Source organism: Natranaerobius trueperi (assembly GCF_002216005.1).
GTDB classification, from domain to species: Bacteria; Bacillota; Natranaerobiia; order Natranaerobiales; family Natranaerobiaceae; genus Natranaerobius_A; species Natranaerobius_A trueperi.
The window spans coordinates 104,242-117,781 of sequence record NZ_NIQC01000004.1 but is presented as its reverse complement, the minus strand read 5'-3'; the positions used below and the strand labels follow the sequence as shown (position 1 = coordinate 117,781).

Here is a 13,540-nt window from a genome sequence, read left to right as displayed (position 1 = left end):
ATATTTGATTTCTAGCCCGGTGAAAATAGCGGAGGGGATACACCTGTTACCATGCCGAACACAGCAGTTAAGCCCTCCTGCGCCTATGGTACTGGGAGCGAAAGCTCCTGGGAGAGTAGGTCTTCGCCGGGCTTTTTTTGTGTTTAAAAATGTTAGTTGTGTTCATATTACAATAATTATATCATAACATTATTGACAAAAATGAAAGTAACTGGTAATCTATGTTAGTAGAGAGAAATTCTAAAATCAAATAAATGTCGAAAACACATGAAAAATGTAAGTACACTACTAAACAAATAGGGGGTCTATTATGGGTAGTGGTTTTTTTACTTTTCAGGGATTTTTAGATTATATTAGTACTAGAGAAGATATGATCATGCAAGCCTTTATAGAGCATAGTCAACTCATTTTGATAACTGGTTTTTTAGCAATTACAATAGGGATTTTTCTAGGGTTATTAGCAACATACTATAAAACATTGGCTAACTTTATATTGTTGTTAAGTCAGATACTGATGACCATTCCTAGCTTTGCAATGATTGGTCTATTGTTACCTTTATTTGGTATAGGAACTTCAACTGCAGTCTTAGCATTAGTTTTATATTCATTATTACCTATAGTACGGAATACGTATATTGGTATAAAAGAGTTGGATTTGGACGTACTAGAAGCTGCTCGAGGAATGGGAATGTCAGAAGTAAAAATTTTATTAAAAGTCAAAATACCTTTGGCACTTCCAGTTATGATTGCAGGTATTAGAACTGCGATTGTTATGGTAGTTGGTATAGCTGCAATTGCTAGTTTAGTGGGTGTTGGAGGTTTTGGTGACTTTATTTTTCGTGGTATAGCAAGGAGCAGTTCAAACATGATTTTAACAGGAGCTTTAGGTGTTAGCATTTTAGCTATTACAATAGATATTGTATTAGGTCGGTTAGAACAATATCTATTAACTAAGCAATGTTAAATTGGGGGGATATTATGATAGAATTTAGGAATGTTACTAAGTATTTCCCGAGATCAACAGAACCAGCTGTTAATAATTTGACTTTGAATATACCTAAAGGACAACTGACTGTCTTGGTCGGTCCTTCAGGTTGTGGAAAAACCACAACTATGAAAATGGTTAATAGAATATGTGAAGTTACAGAAGGAACAATTTATGTAGATGGAAATGATATATATAAAATGGACTCTATACAACTGAGACTAAATATCGGATATGTCATTCAAGAAATAGGTCTATTTCCACATATGACTATAAAAGATAATGTTGCCACCGTATTGTACGAAAAAAAATGGCCTAAAGATAAAATTAATGAGCGTGTGGATCAACTATTGAATTTAATGAGCTTAGACCCAGAAGTATACAAAGACAGAAAGCCTTCAAGTCTAAGTGGAGGACAAAGACAGCGAGTTGGTGTTGCAAGAGCTATGGCTTCTAATCCACCTATAATGTTGATGGATGAACCTTTTGCTGCAGTGGATCCCATAACAAGAGAAAGACTACAAAATGAATTTTTAGAGTTACAAAATAAAATGAAGAAAACAATTATTTTTGTAACTCATGATATAAATGAAGCTATTAAAATGGGTGATAAAATTGCAGTTATGAAAGAAGGCGAAATCATACAATATGATACTCCAAAAAAATTACTTCAGTCCCCGAAAACAGAATTTGTTCGAAACTTAGTAGGAAGTAATCCCTCAATAAAAAGTTTATCTCTTATAAAAGCTAGAGATATTGATTTTAAAATTGCCCCAACTATTCAGTTCAAAAATAAGGTTAGTGAAGTTAAGGAGAAATTAGAAAATAATGATCTAAACATAGCAGTAGTTAAAGAACATGAACAAGTATGTGGATTTATAAGTAATTTAGATGTTTTAAATTTTGAAAACAGTGCTGTAGAAGAAATTTATAGAAAATATCCGTGTTTAATAAAAGATGATGATAGTCTTAGTAAAGTATTATCAATAATGTTAGACTACAACATTTACCATGTTGCAGTTGTAGATTATCAGAATAAGTTTAGTGGGGTTATAACAATTCAAGATATATTTAGGGCGGTGGGCTCTAATGAATCTTAATAATGAACCAAGAAAACAAAGTGAAATCGAATATAGAACAAAAAGATTAAAAATTTCACATAAGCTTAAAATTTTTATCATAAAGTATTTTAGCTATTTAAAAAAGTATTCTTTTATAATATTACCGGTTATATACTTACTTCTTGGTAGTGGTGCAATAATTTATAATGTACAAAATCCAGTAGATAGTCTTACAGAAACTTGGTTAGACTATAGTACTGTTTTTGAATCATTGATTAGACATATTAGATTAGTAGGTTTTGCATCTGTGGGAGCTGTACTGACAAGTGTTCCTCTAGGTATCTTAATAACAAGACCTAAATTTCGCTGGTTAACGCCATTAGTAGATAATACAATAAATATAGCTCAAACAGTACCAAGTATAGCCATTCTTGGTCTTTTTTATACAATTTTAGGAATAGGTGAGACAACCGCATTGTTTGCACTTTGGTTATATTCCTTACTCCCTATCTTGAGAAATACTTCAATAGGGATTCAAGGAATTGCCCCCGACATAATTGAGTCTGCAAGGGGAATGGGTATGACTTCTTGTAGAATTTTTACCAAAGTTGAATTCCCTTTAGCTCTACCTGTAATAATGGCTGGAATTAGAACAACTGTTGTGATTTGTACTGGTGCTGCTACATTAGCTACTTTTATTGGTGGAGGTGGTCTTGGAGATATCATTAGTGCAGGTTTAAACTTAGACCGGTATCAATTAGTTTATTTAGGAGCCACTCTATCAGCCTTATTTGCATTGCTTCTAGATAATGTTTTGGGTACATTAGAACAAGCATTAAAAAGATAAAGCTTGTTTGTATTAACAACTTTAAAGGAGGAGTTAACCTTGAAGCTTTTAGTATCACTTTGTTTGGTTGTAAGTCTAACATTAGTAACTGTGGGGTGTGGAGAAGAAGCAGGTACAGGTGAAGAAAGTGATGTGATAGCTGTAGGGTCGAAAGAATTTACTGAACAATTAATTCTAGGTCAGTTAACCGTAAAGTTATTAGAAGAACATGGATATGATGTGATCGATAATACTGGATTAGAAGGAACAAGTGTAGTGCGAGAGGCACTTTTAACTGAAGATGTAGATGTTAAGTGGGAGTATACAGGGACTGCATTAATTACTCATTTAGGCTATGATGAAGCTATTACAGATAGTGAACAGTGTTACGAAGTTGTAAAAGAAGAAGATCTAAAAGAAAATGGTGTAGTTTGGCTTGATTATGCTCAATTAGATAACACTTACACTTTAATGATGAGTGAAGAAAAAGCACAACAAGTTGAGATAGAAACAATAAGTGATTTAGCAGAAGCTATAAATAATAATGAAGATTCACCTGCAGGTGATGAATGGACCTTAGCAACAAACCAAGAGTACTATACTAGAGATGATGGAATGCAAGGAGTCGAAGAAACTTATGGATTTCAATTTGATAATGCTGAACAAATGTCACCAGGTATAATTTATGGAGTTTTAAGAGATGGTGAATTACCTGTAGGTATGGGATTTATGACAGATGGTCGGATTGAAGGTTATAATTTAGTAACCTTAGAAGATGATAAGGATTTTCACCCAGCTTATAATGCGGCTCCTAACATTAGAGAAGAAGTATTTGAAGAACATCCTGAACTTGAAGAAATATTAGGTAAATTGAGTGAATTATTAGACAATGAAACTATGCAACTTTTAAATGCGAAAGTAGATATTGAAGAGTATCAACCTGAGACAGTAGCGGAAAAGTTTTTACAAGAAGAAGGGTTAGTTTCCAAATAAGATAGATATAAAAACAAGAGGCCCTAATTTTTTTATGGGTCTCTCTTTACTTTTTCTAAAAAATTCAGTAAAATTTAAGATAGAAAATAATACGTTGTGAGATGTACCTTCAGGGTAGGGTGAGATTCCCGACCGGCGGTAGAGCCCGCGAACTCTTCAAATGAAGGGTTGATCCGGTGTAATTCCGGAGCCGACAGTTAAAGTCTGGATGGGAGAAGGTAATTTTTCATACAATATAGGCGAAGTCTATATTGTATAGAAATTAAACTTCCCTGGAGGCAAAGGGAAGTTTTTTATTTTTAATTTGAATTAGGTAGGTGGTTAAGTGGTTACTTGGACAAATGAAGAATATACTTATATGGATCGAGCTTTACATTTAGCACTAAATGGCTGGGGCAGAACAAATCCTAACCCTTTAGTAGGGGCAGTTGTTTATAAGGATGGTAAGATAATCTCTGAAGGTTATCATGAAAAAGTGGGTGGGCCTCATGCTGAAGTTAACGCCCTTGAAGAAGCTGGGAAACTTGCTGCTGGAGCTACAATGTATGTAACACTCGAACCTTGTTGTCATTATGGTAAAACACCACCATGTGTAAATAAAATTATAGAATATGAGATAAAAAAAGTAGTAATAGCAGCCCTTGATCCTAATAAAGAGGTTGCAGGTAAGGGAGTTGAAATTCTTAGACAGGCAGGGATAGAAGTTGAAGTAGGACTTAAGGAAAAAGAAGCTAAGATCCAAAATGAAATCTTTCGAAAATATATAGTAACAAGTAAGCCTTTCGTTATTTCAAAATGGGGCATGAGCCTTGATGGGAAGATAGCAACACGTACGGGCGATTCTAAGTGGATAACATCAAAACAGGCCAGGTTAGATACTCACAGAATCAGAGCAAGAGTAGCAGGTATTCTTGTAGGTATAGGCACAGTATTAGAGGATGATCCTTCACTTACATGCCGACATCCAGAATATTCTGATCATGATCCTATTAGAATTATTGTAGATACGACCCTTAAGATACCACTAGACTCTAAGATTATGAGAACAGCTAATTCAGTGCACACTATAGTTGCTACTCTAGATAAAAACAAAACAAATAAAAAGGTAGAAGAAATAAAAAGCCAAGGTGGGGAATTGTTGTTTATATCTGCAGACTTACAAGGGAAAGTTAATCTAAACGAACTTTTAGAAAGTTTAGGAAAACAAGGTATAGATAGTATATTGGTTGAAGGTGGAGAAACAATTCATGGAACGATGATAGATTTGAAGTTAGTTGATAAGTTTATAACATATATGGGGAATGTAATAATAGGTGGGAAAAAAGCGCCAGTACCAGTAGGTGGGAAAGGTTACGAAACACTGAATAATAGTATTGAAACTAAAGATATGTCAGTTGAAGTGTTACAGGATACAGTGAAAGTGAGTTCGTATCCCACCGAAGAAAAGGACGGTGATTAAATGTTTACAGGCATAGTTGAAGAAGTAGGGAAAATAAAGTCTGTATCTCAGGAAAAAGACTCAATTAAACTTACAATATCTGCAAATATTATCTTAGACGATGTTAAGCTAGGAGACAGTATCTCAACAAATGGAGTGTGTCTAACTGTAACTAGAGTAGGAAAAGATTTCTTTGTAGCTGATGTAATGCCAGAAACTATTCGTAGAAGTAATTTACGTTATGCTAAACCAAATACGCCTGTTAATTTAGAACGAGCTATGAGACTTGCTGATCGATTAGGTGGTCATATCGTATCTGGCCATGTTGATGGGTTAGCTAAGATTGTTGGACGAAAAATGGAAGGTAATGCGGAGGTTTTTAGCTTTCAGATAGTAGAGCAAGTAGAGTCTAATATTGATAAATATATTATCGAGAAAGGTTCTATAGCTGTAGATGGTATAAGTTTAACAGTTGTTAATTGTAGCGGAAGTGACTTTTCAGTTAGTATTATACCACATTCTAAAGAAAACACTGTGTTAGCAGTTAAAGATAAAGGCGATTATGTAAATGTTGAAACTGACATTATTGGTAAATATGTAGAAAAAATGTTAATAGGCAAAGATGATAACAAAGAACCTAATAACGATGAAGTTTCTACAAGAGTCTCTCCTCAACTAGATATGAGTAGATTACGAGAGTTAGGTTATTAAATATTAGGGAGGAATAAATATGGCTTTAAATACAATTCATGAAGCTTTAGAAGATTTGAAGAATGGAAAGATGGTAATAGTTGTAGATGATGAAGATAGGGAAAATGAAGGTGATCTTGTAATCCCGGCAGATAAAGCTACACCGGAAGCAGTTAATTTTATGGCTAAATACGGTCGAGGATTAATATGTATGCCAATGAAAAATGAAAGAATTGATGAACTAGAAATTCCCTTAATGGTAGAAAATAATACAGATGATATGGGTACAGCTTTTACAGTATCAGTTGATGCTAAAGAGTGTCATACAGGAATTTCGGCATATGAGAGATCCCTAACTATATCTAAATTAATAGACCCTAATACGAGACCAGAGGACTTAACACGTCCTGGCCATATTTTTCCTTTAGCCGCTAAGTCTGGTGGTGTTTTAAAACGTGCTGGTCATACTGAAGCTGCTATAGATTTAGCATACCTATCTGGATCATATCCAGCAGGTGTAATATGTGAGATTATGTCAGATGACGGAACTATGGCTAGATTACCTGAATTAGAAGAATTTGCACAGGAACACGATCTAAAAATTATCTCTATTGCAGATTTGATATCATACAGAAGACAATCAGAAAAGTTAGTTGAAAAAGTTGCAGATGTAAATTTACCATCAAGATATGGACAATTCAAAGGTAAATTATATCAAGACACGGTTACTAGAGAACATCATTTAGCGATTGTTAAAGGTGATCTTCATAAAACAGATGAACCTGTTATTGTAAGAGTACATTCTGAATGTCTTACAGGGGATGTATTAGGGTCAATGCGTTGTGATTGTGGTGATCAATTAGCAACAGCTTTAAGAAAAATAGAAGAAGAAGGTGTAGGGGTTGTTCTATACATGCGTCAAGAAGGACGAGGTATAGGACTTGCTAATAAATTAAAGGCTTATGAACTTCAGGATCAAGGAAAAGATACAGTAGAGGCAAATGAGTTATTAGGTTTTCCAGCAGATCTAAGAGATTATGGTATAGGGGCACAAATGCTTAAAGAACTAGGACTCAAGAAGATAAGCTTATTAACAAATAATCCTAAAAAAATCATTGGGTTGAAAGGATATGGACTAGAAGTAGAAAAAAGAATGTCCTTAGAGCCTGAAGTAAACCCTCATAATGAGTGTTACTTAAAAACCAAGCAAGAAAAGTTAGGTCATATGTTAGAAATTAAAGAAAATAGGGAGGATGATTAATATGGTTAAAACTTATGAAGGTCAACTACTAGCAGAAGGTTTGAAGTTTGGTATTGTAGTTTCAAGGTTCAATGAATTAATAACAAACAAACTTTTAGGGGGAGCTCTTGATTCTATTAAAAGACATGGCGGAAGCGAAGATAATATAGAGGTGATTTGGGTACCTGGTAGCTTTGAAATTCCAGGAGCAACTAAAAAAACTGTAGAGTCAGGGAAATATGATGCGGTGATCTCATTAGGTGCAGTAATTAGAGGTGATACTCCCCACTTTGATTATGTTTCAAGTGAAGTGAGTAAAGGGGTAGCAAAAGTTGGTATAGAAAGTTCTACACCAGTTATTTTTGGTATCTTAACAACAGATACGATTGAACAGGCTATTGAACGTGCTGGGACAAAAGCTGGTAACAAAGGGTATGAAGCTGCAAACTCTGCAATTGAAATGGCAAACCTGTATAATCAGTTATCTAAATAAATCGTACCCCTTTAGGAAGATTATAGATCGCCTAAAGGGGATTTTTTATGTTTGATAATATCAACACCTGTCTTCTGCCTTTATAATAAAGTATTGGTCTTTCACACTGTGAGTGAGTTTATATAACTTAGACTTATGCTTGTACAGCAGTTATATGGAAAAATTAATAAAAAGTTAAGAAAGTGTTAAGGTTTGTACATTATTTTGTTAAAATACATTGTACGGTTTTTTGAATATAGATACGGGAGGTCTTTAAAATGTTGAACGAAACAATCAGGGTTGCAGGAGTTATACCTGAATGTGTAGTTAATGCACCGGGTGGTATAAGTTATGTTATTTTTGCTCAAGGTTGTAAGCATAATTGTCCTGGTTGTCATAATCCAGAGACTCATGATTTTAATGGTGGCCGTGAGTGGAAAGTAAAAGATTTATTAATAGATATAGAAAAATATCCATTATCTAATATAGTAGCCTTTACCGGAGGGGACGCTTTTTTTCAACCAAATAGTTTTTATGAACTAGCTAAAAAATTAAAAGAAAAGCAGTATACATTAGTAGCATATTCTGGATTTTATTTTGAAGAATTAATTAAAGATGGAGCTAGGAAAAAACTCCTCTATGAGATAGACATTTTGATCGATGGTCCTTTTTTACAAAAACAGAAGGATAGGAACTTAAACTATAGAGGATCCCGCAATCAACGGATTTTAGATGTCAAGAAGAGTATAGAAGAAAATCAAGCCGTAATAATGAAGAAATATTATGAAAGTATGAAATGAATTAATGAGACAAAAGTTTGAAGGTTTTTTGAAAAGAGAAAGTGTGATTTCATTATGGTACAATTATTCAGTATCAAGAAAATTATATAATTTAATTATAATTATATATAGGGAGAGGTGTAATTATGGAAAAGAAAGATGTGGCCTTGGTGACAGAACCTTCTAAAATGCCATCTAAAGTAGTTAAAAGGGATGGAAGAGAACAACCTTTTGACCCTTCTAAAATAACACATGCAATAAAAAAAGCTTTCTCAGCTGTAGATAAGGACAACCATTCACTGGCTTTGTCACTTACATACCGTGTGCTTAATAAGCTAGCGGAAAAGGGAGTAGACAAGCCTACAGTTCCAAGAGTACAAAGAGAAGTTGAAAACACTCTTATGGAAGCTGGACATTATGAAGTAGCACGATCTTATGTTATCTATCGTAATGATCGAGATAGAATTAGAGAAGCTGATACGAAGTTAATGAAAGAGTTAATAAATGTCTTAGAGACTAAAGATCAAGAAAACGCAAATGTTAATGGTGATGCACCTATGGGAAAAATGTTAAAGGGTGGATCAGAAGCGATGAAAGAAGTATATTTTAACCACTTTGCTAAAGAAGAACATGCACATGCCCATAGAGAAGGGTATATTCATGTCCATGATGCAGATTTTGCAGCTATTGGAACAACTACTTGTTTACAGATTCCATTAGATAGATTGTTGGAAAAAGGTTTTAATACAGGTCATGGTTGGATTACTACACCTAATTCTATAGAGTCGGCAGCATCTCTTAGTTGTATAATTTTTCAATCTAACCAAAATGATCATCATGGGGGGCAATCTTTTGCTACTTTTGATTCATCATTAGCTCCTTATGTGAGAGTAACTCTTGATAAGGTTAAAAAAGAATTAGTTGAATATGGGGTAGAGGAAAATCTTGAAGAGAAAGCGTGGAAGCAGGTGCGTAAAAGAACCTACCAAGCAATGCAAATTTTTGTGTTTAACTTGAATACTATGCATAGCCGGGCAGGTGCTCAAGTACCTTTTACTTCTATCAATTTTGGCTTAGATACAACCCCTGAAGGGCGACTAGTAACTGAAATGCTATTAAAAGTGTATAAAAAAGGTTTAGGTAAGGGAGAAACCCCGATATTTCCAAACCTAATCTTTTCTCTTGCACAAGGTGTTAATAAACAACCTGAAGATCCTAACTATGATTTGCGTCGCCTTGCTCATGAAGTATCATGCGAGAGATTATTTCCTAATTATTCTAACCAAGATGCATCCTATAACGCACCATTTTATTATAGAGAAGAAGATCCACAAGTAGTAGCTTATATGGGGTGTAGGACTAGAGTGATTTCTAATAGACGGGGAGAAGAAGTTACTGAAGGTAGAGGAAACTTATCTTTTACTTCTATAAACTTACCAAGAGTAGCTTTAGAAACAAGAGAGATAGATTCCTTCTATAGTCAGTTAAAAGAAACAGTTCAACTAGTAGTTGAACAACTTTACGATAGATTTAAAATTCAAAAGAACAAAAAAGTTAAAGAGTTTCCATTTTTAATGGGTCAAAGTTTATATCTAGATAGTGATAAATTAAGTTCTGAAGATACCCTTGAAGAAGCATTGAAACATGGAACATTATCAATAGGTTTTATTGGACTAGCAGAAGCTCTAAAGGTGCTTACTGGTAAGCATCATGGTGAATCAGAAGAATCTTTTGATTTAGGTCTAGAGATAATCAAATATATGGATGGTTTATGTAAAGAAGCTTCTAAGGAATATAACCTGAATTATTCACTTGTGGCTACACCAGCAGAAGGTCTATCAGGTCGTTTTACTGAGCTTGATAGGGAGAGATTTGGCGAAATTGAAGGCGTGACTGACAAAGATTGGTATTCTAATTCATTCCATATACCAGTCGAATATTCAATAGGTGCATCAGAGAAAATTAGAAAAGAGTCAGCATTTAATAAATATACTCCTGCTGGACACATAAACTATGTAGAATTAGATGCAGCTCCAAAAGGTAACATTGATGCTTTCGAACAGTTGGTAAACGCCTCTATAGATAATGATTGTGGTTATTTCTCTGTTAATTTTCCTGTAGATCAATGTTTGCATTGTGGTAACAACGGAGTAATAGATGATGAAACTTGTCCTGTTTGTGGTTCACTGAGGATACAAAGAGTAAGAAGAGTTACTGGGTACTTAGGAGTATTAGAAGAAGTACCTGAGGAAACTGGTGAAGGAAAAACTTCTGGATTTAATCATGGAAAGTTCCAAGAATGTATAAACAGAGTCAGCCACCTAAAAGGATTTAAAAGCTAAATAAAGGGATTAAGTAAAGAAAAGTGCACAGCTAATATAAAATTAACATTAGCTGTGCACTTTTTGATAATAATCTGGCGTATCACTTAGCCAGACAATTGTTAAGTTAATATTTATAAAAAAACACCATACATACCCTTACTCATGTTTAAAAATATGAACCTTGGAAGGATCAAATAATACTATCGAATATACCAGATGTGTTGAATGTGGAGCATGTATTTATGGGTGTACTTATAAAAATATTGAGGCAATATCCTTGTATGTGTTAAAGAGGTAGAAGATTTTCTAAAAGCAACTAATTAATAACAAAACCCTGTTACTAATATAGCAGGGTTTTGTTATTAAGGGAGTAAAGATATCATACTTTCGATATTAATTAAATCATTTTCGAAATTGAATAACACAGGGACCAAAAAAACATCTTCTGACTGCTTATATCCTAAATTCGGTTGATAATTAGAGTATTTTGTTTTTTCTAGAAGTTCTTTTTCTGTTTTGATATCTTTTTTTTCTACAAATGAAATATCTTCTAATATATTCAGGTGAGCTTTAGTAATTTCACCTTTAGATGTTATTTTAATAAAGTCTTGTTGATCATAAATGATTATAGGGGAGTATTCATTTTTTTTTAATGTTGAATTAATTTTAAAATGAAATAGCTTGGTTTCGCCATTTGTTTCTGAACCTATATAAATAGGGTTAAGGCTAGTATGGTTTTTTTCATAGTACTGTACTAGATTATTAACATAATCAAAAGCTTTGTGTTTATTTAAATCCTCGGATTCTTTTATATTTTTAAGTGTATTCTCTAACTCGTTTTCGTTTACATAGTTTATATCTATATCGTAAATTGGTAATCTATTATCTAGGTTTGAGATAAAATTTGATAATTTGTCATCATTATCTTTTTCAGACCTTTTTAGTATATTTGGTTCATCAGAAGATGCTTGTGAGATATCAGAATAGCTCTTTTGTTCTTCACCTGAATTTTCAGTTTCAACATCTTGTGATTCTTCTTCATTAAAATCATCTTTTATTTCAGGTAGAGTTTTATCTTGTGTTTTAGTGTCTAATTCGTCCGACGAATACGTTGGTTGCTCCTCATTTCTAGCATTATTTTCAGTTTCTTCTTCAACCTTAGATATTTCAAAAGATTGAGGTGTTTCTTCAGTTGTAGATCCAAAAGAAAAACTATAAATAAGGATACCAGCTAAGAAAGCAGCTGCTAGACCTCCTATGGCCCTAGAATACCCCCCCCCTAACGGCAAGTTGAAGAGTTTCTTTTTAGACTTATTATTTAGAGAGCGATGTTCTTGGAGTAACTTAATTTTTAATTCTTGTTGAAACTTAGGGTCAGGAGAGGGTGGAGAGATTTTAAATAGCTGTCTTGCTATATCTACTTCCTCATCTCCTAGCTTTAAATCTTCTTTAATTTCTCTTTCAAGTTTATCTATTTCTTCTGTATCTTGTTGTTTGTTATGATATTTTTCATATTTGGAGCTCATTTTTGCACCTCCCTATCTTGAAAATGTATAGATAGTTTCTTTAATGCCCGATATAAGAGACCTTTAACTGCCCCTTCACTTTTATCAATTACCTTTGCTATCTCTTTTAGTTTTAATTCATGCATAAACCTTAATATCACAACTTCACTTTGCTCAGGGGATAAAGTATCTAATGCTTGATAAATTTGATTATTATGTTCCTTTATTAAGAGTTGATCCTCGGGTGTTTCATAAAGGATTGTTTTATCGTCAGAGACAGCCTCAGAAGCTTCTTCCTTTTTACGGCCAGCTTTTCTGTAATGATCGATCAGAGCATTTCTTGCTATAGAAAATAGCCACCCCTGAAAGTCTCTAGAATTTTTTAAAGATGTAAGGTTTCTTAAAGCTTTAAGAAAAATATTTGATACTAAATCCTCGGCTATTGCCTTATTATTTACACGTTGTAGAATATAATAATAAACTTTAGGGAAAAAGTAATTATATAATTCTTCAAAGGCCTGTTCATCATGTATGGCTTTTGTGGCTAACTCTGCCAGACGTTCTTTTGACAGATCCAATATATGTCATCCTTTCTTGATGGAACGGCACTATTTAAAGACGAATCTATTGAATTAAAAGTTGTGCCAACTCCGAAACTTTATTTAATTGATCTGGTTTTTCAGTAATCTCTGAAGCGTAATCAATATTTTTTAAATGAAGTGTTGGACCTAAATCAACATTAAGATTCATACAAAATATATTTATAATTTCTTGAGCATTTCTAAAGAAATAGTCTCTATCCATTCCAGAGATTGTAATTAATGAAACATTTTTATTAGAACCCTTCTTGATTTTAGGGTTATTTAAAAGAAATTTAGATGCATAAAAAGGTTGAAAACGATCGATAAAGGTTTTTAGTTGAGCAGTAATACTACCAAAATAGATGGGTGAAATAAAAGTAATAATATCGGCCTCTTCAACCTTAGTATAAAGAGGTTGCATTTCATCTTTAATTATGCATTTACCTACCTTATCACAATACCCACAAGCGGTACAAGGCCTAATGTCTAGATCAGCAACCCAAATTTTTTCACAATCTATATTGTTTTTATGAGCAGATAATTTTTCTTGTAATTCATTAGCAACAATTCCAGAATTACCGTGTTTTCTTGGACTTCCAATTAAAATTAAAGATTTCATTATAACACCTCCAAGTTAAGTATAATA

General features: G+C 33.5%; 13 protein-coding genes, 1 rRNA gene and 1 riboswitch. Of the genes, 11 read left to right on the top strand and 3 right to left on the bottom strand.

The genetic code is table 11. The annotated features are described in order from the left end of the window. The first annotated feature begins 15 nt into the window (after positions 1-15). The 11 genes from rrf to CDO51_RS03315 all read left to right on the top strand — a co-directional run bounded on the left by rrf (position 16) and on the right by CDO51_RS03315 (position 10,826). Positions 16-132, top strand: a 5S ribosomal RNA gene (rrf, locus tag CDO51_RS03365). Positions 133-310: 178 nt separating this feature from the next. Beyond that, a complete protein-coding gene (locus CDO51_RS03360; RefSeq protein WP_089022879.1) occupies positions 311-964 on the top strand; it encodes an ABC transporter permease in 654 nt (217 codons plus the stop codon). A gap of 14 nt (positions 965-978) precedes the next feature. Continuing rightward, positions 979-2,085: a betaine/proline/choline family ABC transporter ATP-binding protein gene (locus CDO51_RS03355; protein ID WP_089022878.1), complete on the top strand. Its 1,107-nt coding sequence runs from the start codon at positions 979-981 to the stop codon at positions 2,083-2,085. Next, positions 2,075-2,893 (top strand): ABC transporter permease, encoded by an 819-nt coding sequence (locus tag CDO51_RS03350; RefSeq protein ID WP_089022877.1) that lies wholly within the window; start codon positions 2,075-2,077, stop codon positions 2,891-2,893. Before CDO51_RS03355 ends, CDO51_RS03350 begins: the two co-directional genes overlap by 11 nt. A gap of 39 nt (positions 2,894-2,932) precedes the next feature. After that, on the top strand, positions 2,933-3,865 hold the full coding sequence (locus CDO51_RS03345; protein ID WP_158212293.1) for a glycine betaine ABC transporter substrate-binding protein: 933 nt from the start codon (positions 2,933-2,935) through the stop codon (positions 3,863-3,865). A 101-nt stretch (positions 3,866-3,966) separates the two neighbouring features. Beyond that, positions 3,967-4,089, top strand: a riboswitch (FMN riboswitch). 134 nt (positions 4,090-4,223) lie between these two features. Next, positions 4,224-5,324: a bifunctional diaminohydroxyphosphoribosylaminopyrimidine deaminase/5-amino-6-(5-phosphoribosylamino)uracil reductase RibD gene (gene ribD, locus CDO51_RS03340; protein ID WP_089022890.1), complete on the top strand. Its 1,101-nt coding sequence runs from the start codon at positions 4,224-4,226 to the stop codon at positions 5,322-5,324. Then, a complete protein-coding gene (locus CDO51_RS03335) occupies positions 5,325-6,014 on the top strand; it encodes a riboflavin synthase (RefSeq protein ID WP_089022875.1) in 690 nt (229 codons plus the stop codon). It begins immediately after the preceding gene. 19 nt (positions 6,015-6,033) lie between these two features. Beyond that, on the top strand, positions 6,034-7,254 hold the full coding sequence (locus CDO51_RS03330) for a bifunctional 3,4-dihydroxy-2-butanone-4-phosphate synthase/GTP cyclohydrolase II (RefSeq protein WP_089022874.1): 1,221 nt from the start codon (positions 6,034-6,036) through the stop codon (positions 7,252-7,254). 1 nt (position 7,255) lies between these two features. Then, positions 7,256-7,726: a 6,7-dimethyl-8-ribityllumazine synthase gene (gene ribH / locus CDO51_RS03325; RefSeq protein ID WP_089022873.1), complete on the top strand. Its 471-nt coding sequence runs from the start codon at positions 7,256-7,258 to the stop codon at positions 7,724-7,726. Between the two features lie 257 nt (positions 7,727-7,983). Beyond that, positions 7,984-8,505 (top strand): 4Fe-4S cluster-binding domain-containing protein, encoded by a 522-nt coding sequence (locus tag CDO51_RS03320; protein ID WP_089022872.1) that lies wholly within the window; start codon positions 7,984-7,986, stop codon positions 8,503-8,505. Positions 8,506-8,630: 125 nt separating this feature from the next. Next, positions 8,631-10,826 (top strand): anaerobic ribonucleoside triphosphate reductase, encoded by a 2,196-nt coding sequence (locus CDO51_RS03315; protein WP_169710420.1) that lies wholly within the window; start codon positions 8,631-8,633, stop codon positions 10,824-10,826. Between the two features lie 344 nt (positions 10,827-11,170). Here CDO51_RS03315 and CDO51_RS03310 read toward each other — a convergent pair whose 3' ends face one another. The 3 genes from CDO51_RS03310 to CDO51_RS03300 are packed head-to-tail and all read right to left on the bottom strand — an operon-like array spanning position 11,171 to position 13,513. After that, a complete protein-coding gene (locus CDO51_RS03310; protein WP_089022871.1) occupies positions 11,171-12,334 on the bottom strand; it encodes a hypothetical protein in 1,164 nt (387 codons plus the stop codon). Beyond that, positions 12,331-12,891 (bottom strand): RNA polymerase sigma factor, encoded by a 561-nt coding sequence (locus CDO51_RS03305; RefSeq protein WP_158212292.1) that lies wholly within the window; start codon positions 12,889-12,891, stop codon positions 12,331-12,333. The genes CDO51_RS03310 and CDO51_RS03305 overlap by 4 nt, the downstream gene beginning before the upstream one ends. Positions 12,892-12,937: 46 nt before the next feature. Next, positions 12,938-13,513: a flavodoxin family protein gene (locus tag CDO51_RS03300; RefSeq protein ID WP_089022869.1), complete on the bottom strand. Its 576-nt coding sequence runs from the start codon at positions 13,511-13,513 to the stop codon at positions 12,938-12,940. Positions 13,514-13,540: the final 27 nt, after the last annotated feature.

Bases quoted from the DNA above. Each gene is read 5' to 3' on its own strand.
- CDO51_RS03360 (WP_089022879.1), top strand. From the start codon at position 311: ATGGGTAGTGGTTTTTTTACTTTTCAGGGATTTTTAGATTATATTAGT.
- CDO51_RS03355 (WP_089022878.1), top strand. From the start codon at position 979: ATGATAGAATTTAGGAATGTTACTAAGTATTTCCCGAGATCAACAGAA.
- CDO51_RS03350 (WP_089022877.1), top strand. From the start codon at position 2,075: ATGAATCTTAATAATGAACCAAGAAAACAAAGTGAAATCGAATATAGA.
- ribD (WP_089022890.1), top strand. From the start codon at position 4,224: ATGGATCGAGCTTTACATTTAGCACTAAATGGCTGGGGCAGAACAAAT.
- CDO51_RS03335 (WP_089022875.1), top strand. From the start codon at position 5,325: ATGTTTACAGGCATAGTTGAAGAAGTAGGGAAAATAAAGTCTGTATCT.
- CDO51_RS03330 (WP_089022874.1), top strand. From the start codon at position 6,034: ATGGCTTTAAATACAATTCATGAAGCTTTAGAAGATTTGAAGAATGGA.
- ribH (WP_089022873.1), top strand. From the start codon at position 7,256: ATGGTTAAAACTTATGAAGGTCAACTACTAGCAGAAGGTTTGAAGTTT.
- CDO51_RS03320 (WP_089022872.1), top strand. From the start codon at position 7,984: ATGTTGAACGAAACAATCAGGGTTGCAGGAGTTATACCTGAATGTGTA.
- CDO51_RS03315 (WP_169710420.1), top strand. From the start codon at position 8,631: ATGGAAAAGAAAGATGTGGCCTTGGTGACAGAACCTTCTAAAATGCCA.
- CDO51_RS03310 (WP_089022871.1), bottom strand. From the start codon at position 12,334: ATGAGCTCCAAATATGAAAAATATCATAACAAACAACAAGATACAGAA.
- CDO51_RS03300 (WP_089022869.1), bottom strand. From the start codon at position 13,513: ATGAAATCTTTAATTTTAATTGGAAGTCCAAGAAAACACGGTAATTCT.